This is a genomic window from Candidatus Omnitrophota bacterium (genome assembly GCA_041648975.1).
Lineage (GTDB): Bacteria > Omnitrophota > Gorgyraeia > 2-01-FULL-45-10 > 2-01-FULL-45-10 > JAQUSE01.
Map to the genome: position 1 here is coordinate 1 of JBAZNZ010000010.1, position 24974 is coordinate 24974.

1 protein-coding gene is annotated in these 24974 nt (G+C 51.4%); it reads right to left on the bottom strand.

What is annotated here, in order from left to right; translation table 11 throughout:
• Positions 1-24722, bottom strand: a 24722-nt coding sequence (locus WC592_04160) for a 4-alpha-glucanotransferase (protein ID MFA4981645.1), incomplete at its 3' end; no start/stop codon positions are given.
• Positions 24723-24974: the final 252 nt, after the last annotated feature.

Genomic DNA, 24974 nt, shown 5'->3' on the forward strand with positions numbered 1-24974 from the left:
AAACCGTTCTTCGCCATCCCTCGACTGGCTCGGGATGGCGTCCTGAGCTCGTCGAAGGACGCCATGTCCGGAGACTGCGGGCCTTGCTGCGCGGCTGAAGATAGGGTGTCCCCTTTTAGGCTGGCCCTGTTTTGAGGAACGCTCGCAATATAAGGGTCCAGATTATTGCCAATGCCAAGGTCCTCGGTCTCCATTTCAAGCTCTTCGAGTTTTTCCTTCAACTCCAAATCCAGGTCGTCAAAGGCGATAATGTTTACGATGTAATCCGCGTCCAGGTCTTCAATCGCAAGACCGGCATTCCTGCGCGTCTCCCCCTCCTCTACCAGCGCGTCCTCCAGGCGGTCGGTTACATCGCCGTATATGTTTTCGGTCACGATCCGCATCCTTGTTTCTTCATCAAGCTGGGGAGTGACCCATGCGGTACAGGCATTGAAGTATTTTTTCAGGTCCGGCGTCAACCCGGCGCCGTCCGGGTTCGTCTTTTCGAGGGCCTTGAACGTCTGGTATTCCGCCCAGAATTCGACGGCGCACGCGTATTCGAGACTGTGGTCATACGAAATAAGCAGCCTTCTGAAGTGTATGTAATTCAATATACGATGCTCGAACCACTGCGGCGTATGCGCCGCGAGGCATTTGTAGGATATATCTATCGTCTTCCCGTCAGGGGATATATCCAGCAGGTCCGGGTTCCGGGCAGGGCTGCCGAGTCTTAATATCTCTATCTTAAGTCCGTTATCGATGATATATTCTATCGCCGCGTTGGGCAGCCTGCGCATAATCTCCCCGGAGGCTGTTGGGAAAAGCCCCCATTCGTTTGTAAGAAGATATTCCAGCTCTTTGCGGCATGCCGACTGATGAAGCCTCTTTCTGGCCTCAGCGGCTTTGTCCTTATTTACAAGCATGCCTTGGGCGTCTCTTTTATTGGCCCATTCCATGATCCTGTCGCCGAGCACAGACTTCTCGACGATATCTTCCTCGGACGCGATACCTTCGCTTTCGGCAAAATGCATCCACCCTTTCAGCTCCGACTTCTCATGGATGACCTTGGATCGTTTACGGGCATAAACGGTCAGCTCATTGCGGCCTGCATGGTCTACGTCGAAACCGGGGTTCAGTATTACTACGATGCCGTCTTCCAGCCATAACTTTACAGGGTGCAGCCCCGTAAAAAGGACTATCTCCTGTCCGTCTACATCGTCATCGACTTTGCCTGCGCGCAACATGCGCCTGCGCTCTTCCTCCACTATATCCTTTATCGCTTTTTCTATATCATAATGCATTATGCCGCCGCGGTGAGGACGAGAACCGAGCCGTAAACCGTATATCTTAAGCCTGGCATCCAGCGTGTCCGAGATCTTACGCATCTCCTGAGAGATGTTGCTGTGGTACAGGTCATGCGCCTGCCTGGTCGTGACCGGCGCCAGGCTCGCGGGCATAAGTATATCCCTTGGATAGCGCAAACTGTAGAGCTTCGCGAAAATATTGCCTGTCAGGTGAGCGATCATAAAATTAGCGGCAATATCCGGGAAAGTATTTTTAATACCCGTAAAACAGGAAAGGGCCGCTACAAAAAGCGTTCCAAGCATCACCGCTACAGGTATGCCAAAAACGCGCTGGTACATATCGGCTCCGCCGGGCGGCTCCTCGCCATTATTCATCTTCTTATACAATTCGATGTAGGCGGATTTATTGAAGTAATGGACAGCGATCAAAGTAGCCGATATATAGAAGAAACCAACCCAACCGCCGTTTACATAAAACAAGGCGCGCAACAGCTCCTCTATCAGTGGAGACACAGCCAGGCTCGCGAACCATCCGGTTCCAAATATTGATCCGGGCATTATTGCCGGTTTATCCCACAATTCATTCATGTCGGCCGGCAGTACCGCATACCCCACGCCTATGCCTTTCTGGCGGAGCCTCGTTACTGCGAAATTGACGATAAAGTGCGAGACAGCGGTAATGCCTATGGCTATCCAGGGGCTTGATGCGAGGAAAAATACGGCGATTGTGTCGAAGATGCTTACTATGGCTGGGGCTATCGATTGCTTGAATATCTTATCGGGAGGCGCCCTCATGCTCTTCAAGTGCAAAATTGTAAATATAAGCCCACCTATACCTATAATAGAGGTGAGTATGCCTGTACGGAATATTGATATGGCCGGGAATAAATATTCTAATACCGCAAAGAGGCCGAAAGGTGCGCCTATCTTAAGTATCTGCTCAAACCATGGGGCTATCTCTATAGCTGTACCCCTAAGAAGCTCCTCTTCACCCAGGTTAAGCTTAAGCACTTTGTTATACCACCACCTACCAATAGACTGGGTAAGAGGTAGAGTAGCGGGTTGCCACGGCCTGGCAAACCGAATCTTTATGCGATCCATAGCAGACCTTATCGTCTGTTCAAACGGATACACCCATTTCCCGCTTCTTATCCGTTCGGCATGAAGATAGTCATTATATCTTATGACGATCTTCGGCGCCGCACCCACCTCTTCCGACCGCAAAGACAATTCGTTTATTCCGTCCAAATCCATTCCAAGGGTTGCTATCGTATCGAGGAAGTCGGATCTGGAATCAATTAGATTTTTGCTCTTCTCGAAATACGGCCTTACGATCACTGTATCCTTATAAGTCGATTCAAACTGCCCGAATGAGGCGTCAATATATAAAGACGGCTCCTCGTCTCCCGTATACACGGCTATCCATTGATGATATACAGGAAGCGCGTCTTTATACTTATAATACCCGGGGATAATTTCAATCCTCACACTATCATTGCCTCCTATCGGAATATTAAATCGCGCGGACAATATTTCCGCCAGGATATTGGATGTTATTATACATTCTTGTCTTGCGTATTTAGGCAGAAGCAGCCCTTCCTGTTTCAGCGCGGCGAAGAAATCGCTTTGGATGCTTCCGGCAAAATCTCCCGCCATGTCCGGGCCTTCCTTCTTCATGTGTGCTTTAAAAAAGTTCATTAACCGGGGTTTTGCAGATGCGTTATTTGTAACGAAATAATAACCGAACAGCCCGCTGTTTCCAAACTCCTCTCTACGGGTAAAAAGTGCGCCCTTGTATCCGTTATTTCTGAATAGATAACTTACTATAAAATAGGCCATCCTGTTATGAGCGCCTGCCGGATGAGGTAAATAAGAATTAAAGGCGTTTACCGGCCGATATTCCCTGACTGTATCAAATCCCGGCAAACCTGGTTTTGCATGCGCCCTCCCTTCGCCTTTCTTAGCATGATCTATCAATATCTGCCGGCCGATGATATAAATATACAGATCGACTGCCGCGTCGAATAAATCATTCTCATTGTCGAATCTGGTATTGGCTATTTTCAATATATCCGTATCAACCGGCAACCTTTCCTTTAGCGTGCGTAATCTCTCTGTCCTGATCTCATCGCTATACTCTTTATTTTTTCTGTCCCCCCTGAATAATTCGACCACATCCAAAACCTTCTCCCAGGTAAGCGGTTCCAGCGGCAGGCCCGAAGGCTTGGATGAAACCAGCACTTCAGAGTTGAAATAATGGACTGCTTCCATAAAATTGTCATCGACTATTCTATTATCCACATTTAACCGCAGAGACGGCACCACCGAAACTACTCCAACCTTAGCTGTTGCCTGCAGCGTCGCGTACCCTATTTCATGGCCTCGCATGCGCAGCCGCATGATGATGAAGTTTACGATAAAGTGCGAAATTGCGGTAACACCTATGGCTATCCAGGGGCTTGTAGGCAGGAAGAATACGGCGATTGTGTCAAATATGCTTATGATGGCTGGGGCGGCGAGTTGCTTAAATAGGGACTGTCCCCGGACTGTAGAATCCACCGAGGTGGGGACTGTCCCTATTCTTACCGGAGGCGCCCTCATGCTCTTCAAATGCAGAATTATGAATATAAGACCGCCTATACCTATAATAGAGGTGAGGATGCCTGTGCGGAACAGGCCTATGGCCGGGAAGAGACGTTCGAGTATAGCGAATAATCCGAAAGGTATGCCGACTTTGATGAGTTGCTCGAACCATGGGGCTATCTCAAGAGCCGTTACCCTTAGAAGCTCTTCCTCGCCAAGGTTAAGCCTCAATACTCTGTTATACCACCATCTGCTTATAGACTGGGTAATGGGCAGAGTTGATGGGGCAACTAATCCTTTTGCTGCCGTGGCCGCGGCAAGCGCCCTGCTCTCGCGTAAGCTAGGCAGATACATATCTCTCTCATAATCGCCGGCGAACCTTCCCATCGTAAAGTGCGCCATAGTATCGTATACGGCATTCTTTGAAAGCTCTGCCCAGCGGTTTTTATTGTTCGCGTAAACTTCCATGACTTCTGTAAGCGCCTTTAACATATTGTCGGCCGTCTCTTCATTCCTTCTATTGGCCGACTCAATATCCTTATCGTCTTTTACTTTTATTGAACTTTCATTAAACAGGAACGCCGCCCCCTTTATCTCGCTTAAAGGTTTCGGTTGATTCTTCTCCTCATCCCACGCGTTCTCGGCTTCCAGGACCCATCCGTCCGGCGTAGAGACGCTCAAGGCTCCGCATAATCCGGCCTTCATACCGCTCGTTCCACTCGCCTCAAGCGGCGGTATGGGATTATTCAGCCATACATCGGCTATAGAAGCGAGGTGTTTCGCTACGTCGATATCGTAATTCTCAACGAAAAAGACATCACCCTTGTTACGGTCGCTCAAGATAAACTCATTGATACTTCTTATTATATCCTTCCCTTTATCATCGGCCGGGTGCGCCTTACCGGCGAAGACTATCTGTAGCTTTAAACCGCGTTTTGTTGCTTCCGCGCGTAATGTCTCTATCCTCTTCAATACCAGGTCGAGACGCTTGTATGGAGCGGCGCGCCTCGCGACGACGATGGTAAGGGCGTTATCATCAAGGCCTTCGAGCCGGCTTGCCGGACGCTTCTGCCTCAGATCCTCAATAGCGGCCTTCTTTGCGGCTTTTCGCATCGCGAGATATTTGTCCGGATCAGCGTAGCCGATGAGCTGGCGTATCTGCTCTTCATTCAGCCTATCCATTGCCATCCTTTTCAAATAACCAAGGGATTTCGCATGCTTAAGCAGGCCCTCGAGGAAGGCCTGCATCGGTTTCATCTGCCAGAACCTGCGGTGGACAGCGTTTGTTATGGCTATTATCTTGTTGCCGTTCTTATAAAGCGTCCGCGAAACCCTCGCATGGCTCTTCGCCACTGCGTTGGCCCTGCATGACAGTTCTAATGCCGCGTCCGCCATACAGACCATATCTTGATTGTTAAATCTTCTGCTCGGATGCAGAAATATCTTCTTTATATCCTCATAATTCAAGCCGTTCAGATTCGCGTAATGCTCAAAATAATCCCTGAATAACTCTTCGTCAAATTGTTCGTTGCCGGCTTCTATGGGCGTGTGGGTCGTAAATATCATGCGGTCATGCGCGGCGCGTTTCGCGTCTTCGAACCGGGACCCTGCCGGCGCCCCCGCCGATCGCCTTTTTTGCTCCTGACTTATCAATTCAAGACCGGCGAAAGCGCTGTGGCTCTCGTTCATATGCACAAGCGCCGGCCGCATCCCGCAGGAGGCTACCGCCCTCATGCCTCCCACTCCAAGAAGAAGCTCCTGCATAAACCGCAGCTCATCCTTGTGGGCGGGCACAATACTTCCGGAAGCGTCTTTGCCGCGATCGTAAAGATTATTCGTAAGCTCTTTAGCCCTGGGATGCGCGTCGTCTTTAGTATGGTTCTCGGGAATGTTTGTATCCAGCAGGTACATCTCGACCCGGCCCACCCTGATCCGCCAGATCTTCGCGTAGATATATTTGTCGCAGCCCGCTTCTATCTTAAGGACGATGTCGTTCTTTTTGCCGGTCAGGGCATCCGTCTCCTGGACAATCTCCCCTAATTTTGAAAAATCTGTAGGCACGTTAATTTCGACCTGAGATCCTACCGGTACGTTTCTATGATGATCGTTAGCATGGTCTTCGGCAGTCACTATATGCTGTTCAAAATATCCGTTCTTATACGCCAGGCCTACACCGACAAATGTGTTGGGGCCGTATCGGTCGTTCAGTCCCCGTATAGTGTCGCCCGACAATATACCCAGGCCCCCGCCGTATATCCTAAGCCATTCCGAAAGGCCGTACTCGAGGCTTAAATATACCACCCTCTCGTCATCTTTAAGCCCAAGCTTCCTTGATGCCTGCCTCTGTATCCCGGTTCCTTCGATGTATTTGCGGTATGCCGATTCAAGGCGGAGATAGTTGTCGAAATTCAACCGCGCCGGGTCGGCGAGGACAGCCGCGAGTTCCTCTCTAAATGGGACCGCTGCGCCTTCCTCATTCACTACCAGGCCCTCGACCACAGCAAGGTCCTTGCTGATCGTTTCCAGCCGCCTTCGGGCGGCCCCCGGCATCTGAACATCCTGCCGGGCAAAGAATCGCGTAATAGTTCCGGCGACTACTTGATTAGCCGCGACAAAAAGCAGCCTTGCCGCCAGCTGGCAATAGAATATAGTATCTTCGCCGGGAGCACCGGTTTTTGCGCGCGAGATGACCTCATCTGTTAGGCGCCTGTTAAGCCCTGCTATCTCTTTCGCGTCATGGAGGAGGACCTCCAGGGTACCTGAAGCGGCAGCGTCCTCTGCCTTGACGCTTTCTCTCATATCGTCGATCATTCTTTTATATTTATCAAAAAACTTTTCGGAGAACGGCGATTCGGCTTTGAAGAGCATCCACTGCGCGGCGTCGACGGTATCTTTATTATCGCTTTTATTGTACGTGAGGATAACAGCCCTGAACACTTCCAGGAAATTTTCTTCCTGCCAGTGATTCCGGTGGCCGCTGACAAATTCCCTGGCCCAACCGGCCTGGTATTTCTGACGCAGGAGATCGGCCTCCATATCGAGCAATCTGCCAAGAAGAGCCTTCAAATCACTATCTGCCTTAATATGGCCTATGACCATCCGTACCGTGCCGACGGCTTTGTCAATAAGGCACTCATTTAAACCGGGCATCTTCTCGGCGGCCGCGAGGTACTCCCTCAATCCATCCAGCGCCGACTGATCGCCCTGCTTAAGTCTCTCGCCGAAACCGGCAAGCGTGTCGGTGTGTTCTCTCATGAATATAGCGGAGAATGCCGAGGCAGGATCAAAAAGTATCCACTGGGCGGCATCATGAAGAGCATCGTCTTTTTCAAGGTTCCATTCAAGGACCAATGATTTGAAGGCAGAGTACCGGCCGGGTTCGGTCATGTCATACTTATGGTTTTCGATGATCGCGCGCGCCCAGGCGATATTGAGCGTCTGACGCAAAAGCATCGCTTCCGCCGAATAGAGCGTTCTCAATTGCTCATGCTCATTGAAATGGGCAATACCGGAACAGACAGCGTTTACCATCTCGCTGGAAACGCGCCTTGCCAGACCCGGTATTTCGATAACTTCGTCAATTAGGCCCTTGAGAGCTTCGATGGCCTGTATATCGTCATGCTCAAGCCTGTCTTTTACCGCGGATATCCTTGCCAAATAATAATCCCTGAATCTGGAAGAGAGCTCTGATTGCGGATCATAAAGCATCCAGCCTGCGGCATCGCGGTCGGCCTGAACGGCGCTGCGGCTCCAGGCAGCAACAGCCTGATAGCAGGATGCAAAGAATGTCTCATTACCAAAAGCTCCTTTGCGCGATTCGAGGAATTTGCCGGCCCACTCCGGGCCATGCTCCTGTTCGAGTAGGGCTTTTTCCAGGTGTAGAAGATTCGTTATCTGCGGTATAGAGAGCCCTCCGAGGTCTGGACCGAATGCGTGAGTTATTTTAGCCAGGATCCGTTCCCTCAATCCGGAAACAATGACCGCATCCGCTACGAGCTGGCCTAACGCTATTCCGGCTTTCATATCACCCGTATGCAGAGAGTCCCTTACGATAGCGAAATTACCTTCCTCAGCGTAGTCGAATTCCTGCTTAAATCCTCCATCAGCACCTGTCAGTATCCAGAGAGAGCCTTTTTTCATGTTCTCGTCGCCGTAGCGCAGCATGAGCCGGACAGCCCTTCGGACCTCATTGAGGGGCGCCTGCCATGCGCGGCATTCATCGCACAGCTGCAGGGCCCACGCATGATTGGTCCCGTCGCCAAACAGCTGCCGGGCGCGCCTGTACAGCATACTGCCGTTTACGATATCCCGTTCATGCAGTGTTGTGCCGTCGACAAAGTAGACGCGCACTTCCCATGGCAGAAACTCGGCCACGGTCTTTTCAACATCCGGCATATTGAGATATTTCGTGATCTCCAGCGTACGGGGTTCGGGAGAACGGTTTGCCACAACGATAGCGGTCCTGCCCTGATAAGAACGCGTGAAATATACGCACTCATCCTGCGGAGGAGCGTTAAGCATCACCCCTTTACGGAATATGGGATCGCCCTTGGCATTTATCACGTTTGCCACGCCGCCGGCTATCGATGTGTCATACGGCAGGGCTTCGTATGTCTCGCCGTCCAGCGGCCTTCCCTCATTCGTCTCCTTTACAAGCTGCCGGAATTTCTCATAGGTCGCGTGTCTTCGTATATCATGCCGGAGCTCGCCGGTATGGCGATCACGATATCCGGGCATCATAAACCCAAGCGCGTCCGGGAAGTTGAACATAAAGTATCCCGGCAAAAACGCCGTTATTGCCAGGTCACACAGGTATTTTTCCCTGTTGCCTTCATACATGCTAAGGGCAACGTCTTCATCGTGGTTTGATACGAAATTAACAAAGATGCCTATAGTAAGGTACTTTTGAGCATTATATAACCACCTCTGTACCGGCGCGGCAGAGTCTTCTTTCGAAAATTGATCGCGCAGGCGCGTCCAGAGTTCCGAATAATCATAGAATTCATCAATGCCGCTTTTCCTGAAAATATCGATAAGCGCCCCGAAAAGATTGTAATGTTCGGTGATGAACCTTGCCTGCGGGAATTCTTTTCTAAATTCAGCCAGAAGTTCTATCGGAAACCTGTCCGCCATATCGATACGGAAAACGGTAACCCCTGATTCGATCCACGCCCGGATAGTATTGAGTAAATACCGGTGCACTTTGGGATGGCGCAAATCTAATGCAGCGGTGCTGGTCATAGCGCGATGCGTCCGGTTGTGGCTTATCAGAACACGGATCCTGCCTGTTGGTTTACCGCCGATCTTCTCTATACCCGAAACAAAACCGCGTTCTTTTAATTTCACGACCAACGGATCATTGGGATCGTTGCAGGGAACGTATAGCAGGAATGCGGCACTGCGCGGCCCTTCGCTGACTCCCTGTGTTTCCAGTATCTGCTGTTCGGACAGGCCTTCAGGTATGCCGTCGGCGCGCCACTGGACCGGGACATTCGTATGTGGAACGCACCAATAAGGATGTTTAACGACGAGCGGGCTATCGGGAGTTAAATGGCCGGTGATATCCACTGCCGTGGTTATTTTGCGGCCGGCCAACCATTGGCTACACGTTTTTACTTTGTCAATAACATCAGGGTCAGCCATATCAGAAACGGAAAAAGCCGAAGCCGTCTCGTTTTTCCGGGCCTTTGGAGTATCGCGCACTACCACCCTGTATTGAACCCTTTCCCCTCCTATATCCCTCGTGTAAAGATGATCCGGTGGCGATAATTTCGAGTCATTGAGCATCTTCCCTATTTCGCCTTCCCTGTGGACGCCGACGAGATAGATGGTATTTCCTTGCGGTATAATGATGGATTCCAAAAGACGTTCCAGATTCTGACGAAGCCTGTCCAGTCCGCCTAAAAATCTCACCATGACCTGCATAATACCGGGACGCTCTTTATCAAACGCGGGAATGAGGTGAAATACCTGGCCTCCCTGCGGGATCGAGACAGGAAGAGGCTCCGCGGTCAATTGCCTTTTATCTGTCGTGCGCTCCGACCTTTTCGTGTTAATGTCGAACAGAAGATATGTGCCCGAGAAACCTTCGATAGCGCCCGCTTCAGGCAGAAAACCAAAACTCTCCGGCAGGATGGCGCCGGTGTGGTTATCTCCTAAGAAAAGTAAATACACCTCGCCGTCCGCGATTAAAGCAAAGGCATCCATCGATTCTTCGGACTTAACCTTGAGATTTATTAGCCTGGGCCGCAACGGCTGGGCGCCTGCAATATCACAGGTGTTTTCCGCCTCTACCCAGGCATTCTGCCGGGCTATGTCATTTAACGTTATGCCCGTATCCTCCTCTGTGATTTCGTATATATCTTCTCCATCCGAGCTCTCGCGTTTCCTGACAAACACTTTGGCCGCCACGGCAGGAGTAATCATATCTTTGATCTTCCCGGCCCGCATCATGGGAATCTGCTTATACCGCCTCTGCATCAATGCCTCTTCCGTGCCCGCCGGCATTTTCAATCGTCCCGCCTCGGCGATTAACGGTAAAGCGGCAGGCATCGAGGAAAAGACCTCTTTCATAATCTGAGTGCGAAGATTGATATCATCGACTGCCATCGCCGCGCTCATAAGCTGAGCAATGATCCAACGCTGCTTTGCCGCGGAAACGAGCTCGAAAAATTTGATAATCGCTCCAAGGCCCGCGAATTTATGGTCCAGGGCCAACGGCAGAACCGAACGGTCACCCGACCCCTGAAGCAGATTTTCCAATTGCTGGTTATCCGCCGCACTTAAAAATGCGACAGGACCTAAAAATTCTTCATGTGAAATGATCCACGCCGTCCCCCGCCTTATTATATCCTGATTCGAAAAAAGAAGCCGTTCCAGTACATCCTCAAACACCGCCTTGAATTCGGCGAAACTTATCTCGTCCTTATGATGGGAGTAAAAATTGCTTGCCCATGCGGCGCCGTCACCGCCTTCACTCTCCGGGCGGGCTCTTGTATATGCCTCGGCTAAAAGCGCGTCCGCGCTCTCTCTCCCATTCTTGTATGCCTCTGTTTGGCGGAATACCAACCGGCAACGGCCGTACTTAGGCAGTTCGATAACAAGTGTTCTCGGCCCAAAAAACACCTTCGTTCCAGTTGATAATACTACATTGCTCAATTCCCCTTCCATTGAATCTCCTGCCGCGCCCGGGCCAAAAATACGGTCGAGGCAGATGGTTGTCTCGGTGGGGACATCTGAATCATTAACGACCTCAAGGACATCTTCCTGGCCTGTGTGCCGCACCATCGGTATAAGGCCGCTGTTTTCCAGCGTATCGACGTACCATGGAACCACAATCGTATGTGTCACTCCGTCGCTTCTTAGAGCAACGGCTACATCCGGTTGAGATTTGCGCACGCTCTCGGCATGCGCCCATCGCCTCTGAACACCTCTATGCGGCCGATGAGTAAAGGAATTACTTTCTTCCGCGAGCCCGATGTCCAGATTCTCAAAAGGATACTCTGGGATATAAACAGCAGAGTCACGCCAGTTTTTTTCCGCCGTCTTTTCGCGAGTCGGCGGCCGCTCGATCGGCAAAAACTCGATAAATGGAATAAGCATGTACCCGCCTCCCATTGCGCATATTGCCGCTGCCGCGCGGACATGCTCCATCGACCCAAGGCGTTCAAGTCCTACTCCTTCATCATGATTTGTGTACATAGTCGCGTCTCGCGCCTGCGCGCTCGTCCCGCCTGCCCCAAAAAGATAACCCCTCACGGCCTGGGCGGTTCCGCCGCTAAGTGTATCAGCGAATTCCTTGTTGTAGCTTACAGCGCATCCCCCCTGGCGCATACCCATCTCTCTGAAAAAGACCCTGTTGTTCTCTCCGTATACTTCACCCAGAATTAAGAGGCCGGGATGTTTTTCGCGCAAACCGGCCATAAGATCATCCCATATCTCGCGGGGCATCATCCTGCCGGCAGCTTCTCTTGATATGCCCCAGGGCTTGAGCTTTTCATCAAAATACCTGTTCCAATAGATCCAGTCCGCCAGGTCCGCCCTTACACCTCCCTCACAGGTCATGTCCGCGATAGAGCCCAATATGTCCGCTATCTTCCCGCGGTTTTGGCCCTTTGAATAATTTATCAGCGCGAGACTAAGCGCCCCTGGCGCCATGTGCCGTACAATTCGCATAGAATCGTGGTATCGCGCGGGAAGTATTCCCTCGTCCATCCATCGCGCCATCTCTCCATCAGTCACCTCCGCTTCGAAGAACATCCCTTCAGCCACCCATGAGAATTCGCGGCCCGGCCCTTTAAGAAGACGCGCCTCCAGCTCCTCGTCGGAAAGATTTTTAAGATCCGGGTTCCCGCGCGCCCATCCGAAAAATTCGTCTCTATCTTTCCATGACCAGAAGAGCCCCGCCGACTCTTCGCTAAAAATGAGCGGCGAGTCGGAGGCAAACTGGTTCGTGACAAAGTCGAGATCGCACTTAAGGCCTTTCGGCTTAAGCCTCTCCCGCACAAAACGCCTGAACCCTTCGTTGGTATTATCGGAAGCGATAAGCCTTGGGTCTATCTTATAGTCATAGACGTCGTATTTTGAGCCGCTTTCCCGCGTTGCTCCCGGGCTCTCCTTGCCGGATGCGACATCGCGCTCATGCCACTCGCGAGCCATAGCTTTAGAAAGCGGGCTCTCCTGCCAGACGCCCTTAAACCATATATGGCCGGCCCCCAATTCATAGGCATACCAGTCCCATATATCCTTTATCAACTTCGGGTCACAGTGCAGATATCGGGGATTAAGGTGCAGGCGTTTAAGTCCGCTGCTATCGTCTATTATCTTCGCTGGAACGCCATCCCCGAGATTCTGGTCCATGACCACATCCGGAATCTTGTCAAGAGTCGTCCCGAACGCCCGGGCAAGTCCGTGGGCGTCTACTTCAATAATAAGCTTGTCCGAACGCTCAGAGGCCCTTACGGCTTCGCATAAACAAACTATAAGATCTTCCCGCTTATCTTGGACAAGAAAGTTGTCATCAATATAGAGCGTCTCATCGGCATACACCGCTTCAACGGGCATCTTCGCGAATCGAATCCTGCTCCTGGCGTAAAGATCGGCTAGAAGCATCACGGCGCCATTATCTCCGCCGATGCGGCTTTTCGCCTCGGCGAGGACTGCGGCGAAATCGCTCTGGGCTTCCTGGTTTAACTCTATCTCTTTGCCCATGCCGCTTCGAATATCCGCCATTGCCGCGCCGATATTATCCGGCTTGAATCGGCAATATCCGATTACGGCCGACTTTGCCCTCACGTTTCCTGCGCCGGCAAGGGGAGTATCCGACTCTAGCCTTCCGAGCCCCCAGAGCACGGAAGCGTTTGACCACGCCTGCCTCCAGCACCCTTTGGGGTAATTCTTCTTACCCTCTCCGCCGGGGATTTGCGATGCCTCCGCATCAACGAGTTCCGGAGAGCCTCCGTTAAAGAGGTAGTCACCGCCCGTATACGGATCGCGCGCGAGCTCCATGCACTCATCCACCATTTTCGCTTTAGCCTCTTCCTTCGTCATATATCCGTATTCGGCCGCGCATAACATATAGAAAGGATAGAGCCACGGCCAACCGGTTCCGTTGTGATATGCCTTATCCCGATCTTCCTGTGGTTTATCCTTATCGTAATATCTGTAATAATACTCCCCGTAACCTTTGGGCCAGCCGATGACCTTGCCCTCTTCGTTATCGCGCGTATCCTCTACATACATCTTTACAGGCGGCGCGAGACTGCGCAAAGCTCCCGTTCCCGGAATAAGCAGGCGGTCGCGCGTTGATTCCACTATCCGTTTAGCGTGTTCGCCGGCCGCAAGGCCGAAATATACGACGAATATCTGGTTTGGCCTGACGCATGGGTCGCGCCTATTTTCCTGTTTCGATTGCTCCGCCGTCTGGAAACCCTCGGTCCCGAGGATGTCGAAGACCGTGCCCTCTTCCTCGTTCCAGAAATATTCATCGAAATTATTCCGGATTTTTTCGGCGGTCTTCCTATATTCTGTCCTATTTTCAGGGTCTAATTCCCTCATCCTGTTCAGGGCATTGAACCATAGCGCCTGTATCTCGACCGGATATCCCTGGCGCAGGGTATTTTTGGTATCCATCCAGGTAAATCTGGCCGGACTATAGATGAAACCTGTCGCCGCATCGGCATGAACGCTTGACGGGTCATCGCCTGTGGTAGAGTATCTGGTCATGATAGCACGAAGAACGTCGCTCACCTTCCTGTTGTTTTCGCCTACTGCCATATCCAGGATCGCTATATCGTTAAATTTGTCGATGTGCCTGTAAATGGCCTCGATGAACCATAATGCGGCGTCCGACGATTCATACTTGCCGTGCACATTCGGGATAAGCCCATCTTTTTCCCATCGGGCCCATTTTAACAGGATCGCTCTAGTAGTATCGAACCGGCCGGTCTCGATGGCCCCAAGAAGAGATATCATGCTGTCACGGCCCCATTCCTGATGAGGAAAATTCGGAACGCCGGCTTCTATCGCGGCCAACCCTTCGCCATCTATGAAAACGCGCTCAATAAAAGAGTCCATCATTCTTGCCTCAAGAGCTTTCTCTTTGTTTATTGTTATCTCAAATTCATGTTTCCGGCCGGGCTCAAGTTCGTAATAGATACTGCCGTCGGGGGAAATATTCTCCCCGGGTATAAACATTACTTCGCTTCCGGTGGAAAGATCCACATGCCTGGACGGCTGCGATACATCTACCCCCAGATGGTGAAGTTTTAAGGGGGCAATGCCGGACTTGGCCCGGTCCGAATGGTTCACAACGGACAGGCGCACCCTATCACCGTCTTTCTGCCATCTGGCCGCGATCAATATACCGTCGGAATCCGATATGATCCTGGATTCGGTAAATGTCCCATCAGCGGCCTGCCCTACCAGCTGCTGGCCCGCTGCCATACCGACCGCAAGTTTCAGCAGCCTTGCGATGTCGCGGTTATAGAAGCCGTGACCGAGGGTTATGGCTGTGACGAGGGCTGCGGATATGGTTATGAATATAGATATGGCCGTTACATGGGGTAAAAATAGGAACGGAATGATATATATGCTTCTCAAAAAAGTGCCAAGCCCTAAGATGGTGAGTATCTTTAAGGCGAAGTCCTTGGTTAATTTGGGAGGCGCGCGGGTGAGTTTACCGCTCTTATCGTATTCGTAGACTCCGCCCATATGGCCGATTGTAAATAATAAAACGGTCGCAGCCGAAATGCATGCGAATATACCTGTGTGATCATAACCTATTAAATACTGTGCTATACCTAACATACCGCCTATGATGGCCTCCTCGCGTAAACCGCATACAAAAGCGATATTTTTATCCTGCCATCCCCTGCCCCGCAAATACGCGATGACAGGCGCAGCCTTTTCAGCATTTATCCTACCTTCTGTCTTGATCTTATTCCCAATATAACCCGGCGAACAGATGTTCAGGTCGGAGTCCGGAGGCACGGCGAAAAGATCCTTTTTGCCCGATGCGACAATAACACCGTCTGTCGTCTCAACCTCTATATGCGCGTCGTAATGGCCCGGTACTCGGGCGGCCCAGTCGTTATGCGTCCATTTTTCATCTCCGGCGGGAAGCCCGGCGCTGACTACGCATTTCGTCATCGGCACTTTGACTTCGTTGCCGCCTGCAGAGACTACCATATTGACAGACTTGACGTCACCCCGAACATACGCATCTACGAGGAACGGCTCGCCGACAACGCGTATCTGCTGAGTCTGCGGCTCTACATTGAGGATCTCTGTCACGCCTGTTTTATGTTCAGGCGGCTTTCTAAAGGATTTGAGATGCATGAGCAATTTTACCGCTTCAGTCGCGCGTGCGGTCGTCTGATGCGCTTCTGCGCCGCCAACCCGCTTCAAGTTTCTCGCGGCGCCCAATAGGTCCTCCACCGTGACGTCGCCCGGCAGCCTCATCTCCCACTGCGCCGTCTGCACACCGGGGCGGTTCAGCCTGTATTCATCTGTAAGGCCCAGTATATCGAGCCAGTTAAGCACTACCATGCTTCCGGGCGAGGCGTATATCATCTCCAGTATCTTCTGGTGGACCTCCGGCGTGAACGCTCTGTAGCTCCCTTCCGGGCCGACAAAACGACTGTCTTCCGTTTTCCATTTCTTTATGAGCGCAGTCTTCTGAGCTTTAAGATCGGGATTACCATCCATCTCCTCTTCCCACCTCGTCCTGATGGTGCATGAATCTGAAACGCTTCCCGTTACGAACGCGTTAGGCAGGTGCTTTGACGGGTGGAACATATCACCGGGATCAAGCCCCCATATCACAGGAGTAAGTATCGAGCCGCCCAACCGGCGTGTCGACTGGTTGATATTTTCGGGAAGCGCGCCGAGCGTCTCCCATATCTCGACCATGCCTTCCTCCTGGGCGAACTTCAGGAATTCCGACAGGACACTCTCGCCTTTCGCGAGCTTGAAATAACCCACCAAAACGCTGTCATTGGCTTGCGGCGGAAGCGCGCCGTCTTCAGGGAAGAGGTATTGCACCATGAAGCCGCCGTCTTTGAGCATATCGCTCGGCGTAAGCCGTATGAAATCCCACATCGGCTCGCCTTTAAATACCTTCTTCTCGACAATATCCTCCCTGACGCGCGGCGAGCCTGGCGGGAGCATTTCGCCGTGCTGGGCCTGCGGAACCATTCTCCCCATCTTTATCATATTATCAGGCCGTAAATTTCCGTGCTCATCAAAAAGGAGCTGTAATGCGTCTTCGGGTAATCCCGGATGTTCTCCGCGTTGTCTCATATCCAAAAGCTTACCTTTAATAAGCCCCATGACTTCTTCACACGCTTTCTTTTTAGACTTCTTTCCGGCAAGAACCTCTTGCCGTATCGCCTCTATCTTTTCGAAGAGGCCGAGTTTCTCAAGCGTCATATCTTCATCTATGTCCTGACTTATATGATAAGTACGGTAATATCCCAGGCCGTGGTCTTTGCGGTTATACATAAAACCGAGCTCTTTATACAACATGGCGTTGGCCTTAAGAAACTCGAGCGTTGCGGGATTATCCCAGTCGAACGGATAGAACTGCCAGTGCTGACCGGCTGGATATGCCCCTTCGGGCGGGACGCCTTGCACGGTAAGGCGCCGGTAGCCGTTCTCTTTTTTCAATCCGAATACTTCGGGGTGAAGCCACGTATCTGCGCCGCCGAACGCGAACGGATGGTCTATGGCGAATTCGACGCCCTGTCTTCTGCCGTATCCCATAAGCTCTTCGAGCTGGCGGCGCGCCGCGAACTGGACGAATAACTGGAACTCTATCTCCTTGGCATGCCGCTGTCTGGCCCTCTCGATGGCCGGATTCGGCTCGCCTGTCCGTCTCGTCAGTCCGTAATCGCTTAAACCCTTGTCGTAATCATTCCATCTTCTCCAGTCCCATCCGCGCATGTTGTTATTCAATAGCCCTTCGGTTTTAAGCTGACGATAAAGTATATGGTCGCTCAACTCCGAGCCGTTCTCCCGCAAGAATCGCTCATATTCGGCGTATAGCGGATTTGATTTATCGTCTTTAAAATTACCCCAGACGCGCCTTAAGCAGTCGAGCTTTAATTGCGCCACCCTATAATGGTCCACCCTCTGCGCCGCATTAAGCCTGGCGATCTCTGCCTGATTGTCCTTTATAAAATCGGACCCATCCTGCGCAGGATAATCTCTTAAGAATGCGGGAACGCTAAGATATTTAGGGTCAATGAGCTTGGAGCTCTCCATAGAATAAGGCGAGTTGGAATAAGAATCGGAGACCATGATGGGAAACCACTGGATGATATGCTGCCCCATCTCAGCGTTAAAATCGACCAGGGGCTTTACTGTATCGAAATCGAGCACCCCCCAGTCCTGCCTCGAACGGCCCTGCAAAAGCGGCATGAAATTTCCGTCTACACGCCGGCCCGCCTTGACGGGCGAGACAAATTTTTGCGAAACCAGGGCCTGCGGCTGCGAGGCGGTTCCGGAGGTTATTTTGCGCAGGTTCAGAAAATAGGCGAAGAATATCGCAAGCGTGCTTCCCGTGAGGCAGGCCAGAAAAACACGGATGTAGACGTCCGAAACCAGCTGTATTCCGACATGACGCAGAAAATCGCCGCCTACTTTCCATAAGAAAGGTCTCTGTATGCGTTCCCTCACTTTTTGGACAGAAAATTCTTCTGCGCGTTCGGATCTTTCGCCTTTATAAGATACATTGTGGATTATCATAGACACAACCGCATACCAGATCGTAACGACTATGGTGCAGCACGTTGCCAAAATAACTTTCATAAAATACGGCGTCGGCGACGCATAAACGTAATATAGGAATGGCCCATTAAGCACGCCCACAAGAAGGCCCATTCCGAACACCTGGTTTATGTCGACTTTCCTGTTCGCGGAATACTGCGAGGAGAAATCTATAAGCATATTTGAAACTACGGTCATTATTGTGGAAAAGACGACCTGGTAATAGGTAAACGAGGTGAAATAAAGTCCTATAAGCCCTATTACAGAGACAAATACAATCGGAATAATGAGACGCTTATTCAGCGTCTCGCCGGGCAGTGTCACCGAATATGACCAGCTCCTGTTTGGAAGCACGAGTTTAACCAAAAATTCCGCTATTACCTTTAACGCGGACGTGCGTACTTGCGGAGAAACAGGTTGATCGGTACCTCGAAACTGCGCTATCTCGCGCACCGACCTCTGCCCCGGAATGCTGTCATCCTCCTTGGCCATGTCCGGAGATTCGCCCTTGCGGCGGGGGACAGCTTTTCCCGCGACCGGGCCGGTTTCAGCGGGTTTTTTATATACCGTGATTATATCGACCGGTTTGTTCGGGACCATCTGATTGCTAAGGGTATAAAGCTTCTGTTCATGCCGCAGGCCTTCAAATCCCTCCGTAATCAATATCGAGTCCTCGATAAGCGCCGCTCTCTCCTTCTGGCCGGCGAGCTTCCATTCATCGACCGCTTCAAGTTCATAATAATCGTCTGTGAATGCTATGAATAGCGCTCCTCCGGACTTAAGCACCCGGGCGATCTCCTCAAATAGCATGCGGTAATTTTTGGGCTCAAGATAGGCCATTCCGCTCGTTATCATAACGACATCGAAGCGCCCGTCCTCAAAATCGAGCCTTTGGTTTTCATTAAGATCCTGAACCACAGATGCCGTGAGTCGCCTATTGCCGGCCAATTCTATCCTGTTTAAACCGATACCTACGACCTCCTCCACCGGTATCGAGCCGGGAATATACGTATTATATCCGCTAAACAGGTCAAGCACTTTTAATGGCCGGCCGGAGCTTCCGCGCGGCAATGACTCCCTGGCTTTCTGTAATATTATCCTTTCGGCGGGCTTGACAAGATATGATCGGGTCCTAATCTCCCGGACAAAGCTTGAGGAAGGACGTTTCCGGCCGGACTGGCTCATATCGTCTGCCATGTCCGGCACCTTACCCTTGCGCCGCGGTTTGTTCGCCGCCGATCTGACTTGAGCAAGTAAAGCCAATACCGGCGGACCGCCGAACCACCTCGAAAGTGTTGAGCGCCATGACACCGCCTCATGCAGCTTGTCGAGCGACCACCTGGCCCATACGCCGACGTTACCATCTTCGGCAGCCGCCTCTTCCAGGGCGCTGAGCGTGTCCTTTATATCGGACTGGCTCATCCCTTCGCATACGTACGAGAGCGCTTCAGCTGCGCTCCTCCTGACAACGGCCGGCCTGTCGGACCGCAGGATATCGATGAACTTTATCTTCGCCGCCGCCCTCAACGGGTCTGCCGGGTCCACCTTGAACGTGAAGACCCTTCCGAGGACGAATAGCGTGTTCGCGAGCTCGTCATCTTTCAAGCTATCGAGTTTCGCCAATTCTAAGGACGCGTCGATATTGCCGTAATATACCTTGTCATGCGCTATCTCCGAAGCCGCGATTATCAGAGCGTATTTTTTCGGTACCGCTCTCTTCGTATATATGGCCGCCCTCTGGGCTATGACAGGGTTTGAAGCGCCTTCCTCAAGCAGCTTCTTCTTCTCCACCCTGATCTTATTTGAAAGCTCCTGCATTATCTTATAAGGATGCGTCTTGTAGCCGCCTGCCTTATACATCGCAAGTATCGTCTTTGTGATAGAAGTAGAATAATCAGATATGGCATCCAGGACATGGCTCTTCAGTCCTGTAAATACCTTCATGTAATAATGGATCACCTCTTCGGTGGAGGTGTATATGCCGCCGCCGTTCGCGACAGGGCCCGGTATATAGAGAATTCCCATCTCGTGAAGAATGTTCTCGAGACCGCTCTCGAACGCGTTGTTCGACCCCTCGACTATGAGCTTCGCCCTTATCCTTGATATATTGTTCTTCTGTTTTGTAAATATATTAGACCCCGCCGCGAGCACAAGCGCCGTGCAATCCTTATACAGGATCTCGTCCGGGTCACCGTCATATCTTTCGACGCCCTCGCCTTGATAAGCCTTGGCCAATTCAAACTTCTCGCCGTTCTCGAACATCTGACGCAGCCTCATCAACTCATCGATATCGAGGCCCTTTGCGGAATAGACGGCTCCGAACTTGTCCGAGACACCTGTTATCTTGAAGCCGAGCCTCTTATATTCGGTAAGAAGGAGTTTTACAACCCCGCTTCCTACATCGCCGAAGCCCTGGATTATTACCGTCTTATTATTTTCATCTATCTTTACCCCGTGATGCGCAAGCGCTTCAGTATCTGAAATTGCTACGGCAAGCGAGTCAACGACTCCACGGCTTGTAACCATCCATGGCATATGCGGAAGGCTTCCCATAGCCTCGGGCCTGCTTGTGGTGGCAAGTATAGAGCGCTTACCGAGGGGCTTCAGGATCTTATTACGGATTACTCTTTCCCGGAATCGCTTATCGGCCTCATCCTGCAGCCACGTCATCTCTGTTTCGCCCATATCCATGTCCGGGCCGGCTATGTAAAGGCCGCACAACATGCCTGACGCTATGGATGAAGCCACCCAATTCCGTATCACGCTCTCTTTGTGCGCGCCCGGAACGGCCAGGAAGACTGTTTTGCCGCCGTCAAAGAAGACGTCCCACAAGGGATTTTTGTCTCCCATCGCTTCCGCAAGCCGCGCGGATTCGGCGAGGACCTGGCCTGATTTATTCGCAAATTCGGCTTCACTTGTGAACTGATACCACCGGCACCCGCCCTTCGCCAGCGTAGTGCCTGCGTCGCCCGAACAGCTGTTCACTGAAGTAACGACAAGAGAGCCGTCTTCCATCACGGTAATAGCGACCCTAAAGGGCTTCTTATCCTTATACCAGCTGAACATCTCTGAATTAGCGGAGTCGAACATAAGAGTAAGCGGCAGTTTTCTTTTAACACAATACCTGTAAGCGTCGGCGTCTTCTATGAGGGCTTTTCTTAATATATCTTTTGCGTTGGGAAGATCGGCGGGAAGAAGGCGAGTCGCACAGGCTGTCAACGCCTCATCCAATTTTTGTTCCACTGTAAGCGCTAACTCTTTCTGCGCGAATAAAACCCGGTTCACCGCCCGGAACGCCGCAAACGCCGCTGCTGCTCCGGCGGCCGCGCCGAAGAACCAGAATAACGGCCCGAATATTACAGCGATATAGATATCATCCAGAAGCCCCGGCCCACGGCACAATCCGATCACCGCGAGGGACGACATAAGCGCCGCGCCTATCGCGGCAGATACGCCTATGAACTTCAGTCCGATGCGCTCCCTTAGCAGGATCAGCTTATCCAGCGGCGATTCGGTAACCGGCGAATCTTTGCGCTGCGCCTGTCCGTCCTCATCCTCCGCCGCCATGTTCGGGCTCTCGGTCTTTGCCCTGACAAACATCCCGGCAGCATGCCTTCTCTTCGCGACCGTTACGACAACCGTCTGATCGGCGTCGGACTCTTCCATTTGGGTGGCTATCTCAAGACGGCCGTTATCGTCTATCTCCCGCCTAACTACATCGGCGGTCAGATCGCTCTGTCTGCTGTCTAATATTTCAATAAATATCGCCATGCCCGGCGGCGACAAAAGTTGAGCAATGTTGCTGAATAGCATGCTTCTTGCGTTTACCGGCTGCGGATCAAGCGCGCCTATCCTCTTCTCCTGGTTCATTGAAAATTCGTCATAACCGCTCGCGATCCTTCCTGCCTCATGCAGCGTCCTATTTACGGATATGACATCGAAGCCGCCGTTCATCCGTTTCGGAAATGCCCGGTCCGTTATGTCGTCCTCGACTATCTCCACATCGAGCGGACCGATAGCGCCTGATGACCTATAGTCATTTACGAGCCTGAGATACTCGGCCAATATTGTCGCGATGAATGAGTTATTATCGACAAGCGCGATCCTCTTCCCCGGCTGCGCGACGCTTATCCAATATAATCCTTCGAGTCCCGCTCCGAACAGCGCAGCCCGGCCTGATTCTATCATCTCTTTTCCCAGTGGTTCGGAATCGGGTATCAATATTTCCGGATTGCCGCCCGTCATCATCGGAATGTAATAATTCCGGTAAACATACCGCGCATAGGCGCACGCGAAAGATATGCGGTATCGTTCCAGCATATCAGGCTTTCTATATAGAACATTAGCCAACGTGGTCAATAGACGAGATAAGGCTTTCGAGCCGTCATCGTTTTGCATCTCTTCCGACAGAAGATTGAGCGTAGAAAACCTGGGCTTAAACTGGTGCGGAAGGTATAAAGGCGCTGTCAGGATATAACTTATGGCATCCGGGTCGATCCTGCGAAGGGTATCCTTCTCCCCTTCGGATAATTCGGCAATCTCTTTTATGACATCCGCGAAATCTTCGCCTCCGGCGGCGTGGCTCACGTAGATGTGCGCGCCGTTTAAAGTACCGGATGATATATGAAGTTCTGAGTTGCTCCCCACGGCGTTGCTTACAAGCGATAAAATTATCGAGGATATGCCTCTGTCCTGGTAATTCACTCCGCCGACATCTGCGCGAATGTCCACAACTCCCAAATCGAGGGTCAGATTGCCGTTTCCGTAGTTGGTCTTGAAACCGAATTCCATAGTCCCAACTACCGCGCCGTTCGATCGGCGTAATATCTCGATAGTTATCGGCCCCGGAGCCTCGACACCCCTTAAATTGAGCCTGAACCGTTCGCCTGTATTATCGGCGAATTCATCGTCCTGCAGTTCCAGCACCTTTGCGATGCTCAGCAGGCGGCTTATTAAACGGCCGTCGTGCTCTATCGCATCTTCGGGATGCTCTGCCCCGGCTATAACGCCGTGGTCGTTTATAATCCTGCCACCCGGTAGTTCATATCCGGGTTTTACTATATGCTGGCACTCTTCCAGGAGCAGTTGCGCAAGGTCTTCCGCCGATAACTTATTCAGCAAGATCTCCCCTAACCACATTGTCGGCTTAAGGCCGTGTATCTCTTCGCTAAAACCTGTTCTCGTACTGCATAATATATTCCTGCCTTTATCATTGCCTATAATCACGCAACCTGCAATAACGCTTATAGAGATATTGCGCGCCGTTTCGATGATATCGACCCGCTGTTTAGCCGTAAGGTTTCGGAAATTCGGCCTCTCCGACAGTATCATTGCCAGCCGCCCGGGCTCTTTAGCCTCCCGCATCTTTTTGAAGAGGCCGTTTGCGGCGTATTTTTCCTGCAACGCCTGCGATTTCTTGTCGGCGGTCGGCTTATAAGGCAGCCTCCTGATTCGTTTTGCCGTATCGGTATTGTGGTCCAGCTCAAAGGCATGTTCCGCACTTATATGATAGCGTAAGAATGGATTAGTATGATCTACATCGTCTCCGGGTTCATCCTCGATATCGGGTAATTCATGCCGCCGTAGGGGCGAATACGGCCCGCGGCCTTTTGCGCGATACCCTGCGCCGGGAATAGCCATGTTAGGAGCGACGCGTTTCCTGCGGCGCTCTTCGTTCTGTAAAGAAATTAGGCCGATGACACGCGACCTGTCCAGCTGCGTGGCTATAGCAAGCGGCATGATACAGGCCGCAACACAAACCGTCCGCCTTATTCCGGGATAGGACTCTGCCATGCGCTTTGCGACGCCGGCAAGGTTCAGGATGCTCTCAGGCGAGCCGAGGCCTCCGTATGCGAGATGGAGGAGCAAAGCTGCGATCGTAATAGATACGGCTGCGCTGACAGCAGGGACAATAGCGCGCCGCAGGTTGAAGAAGGGCCATGAAAAGCGCCTCCCGGGCTCGGCGCGGCTTGCGGGAATTGCTTTAGTCTCGATGGCGGGCAATTTCTCTTCAGGTTCTTTTGCCGCTACTTGTTTTTCCGCAGGCAGAGATTTAGCCGGCGCAACCTGCTCCTGGGGCTCGACCTTGCCGGCTTCCGGAGACTCGAAGAGCTGCTCATATAGCAGCTCTCTCCGGTTAACCGGTATCGATACCATTACCTTCTTATTACGATATTTGTTTATATTAGATTCTAAAGGATCAAACTTAAAATACCGGAGGGTATAACCTGAAAAATTTATGAGGACTTCGTCATAAAATATATTGCAGACCATTCCATTGTCCTGAAGCCACTCGTGGTCCTGTTCTGCCATCGTCCTGACAGCCTTCTTGACATCGTCCAGGGTTAGGTCAGCCTTTTCCTTTCCAGAAAGCCTCTGGATAAGCACGTCAATGAACCTGACGCTTGCCTTAGGACCGGAATCTTTGAGCTTCAGGAAAGATTCAACCGCTACTTTGTTATTCCGGGGCTTTCTTTCGCTGAAAAAGTCGGGGTTCGCCCAGGTGATATCCTGGGCAATAAAAGTGATGACAAGGATGGCTGCGATTATCCTTATGGGCCGGTTGAATCTTCTGGATGGTGTTTGCATAGATTTTAAAAGTTTTGTTAATCACCAAAAAAGATAGACCAGATCGCCAAGCATAGCTTTCTAGGCAATCTGGTCTGTAATAGCTACAATAACATAGCACAATAAAATTTCTATGTTACTGCACTGTCTAAGACCCACGATCTTCCCCGAGTTTTATTAAAAATCAGGGATCCTAGAAACAATCTGTCAAACAAAGTACTTGTATATATATTATCATATAAAAGAAATGTGTCAACAGATTGATTCTGGCTT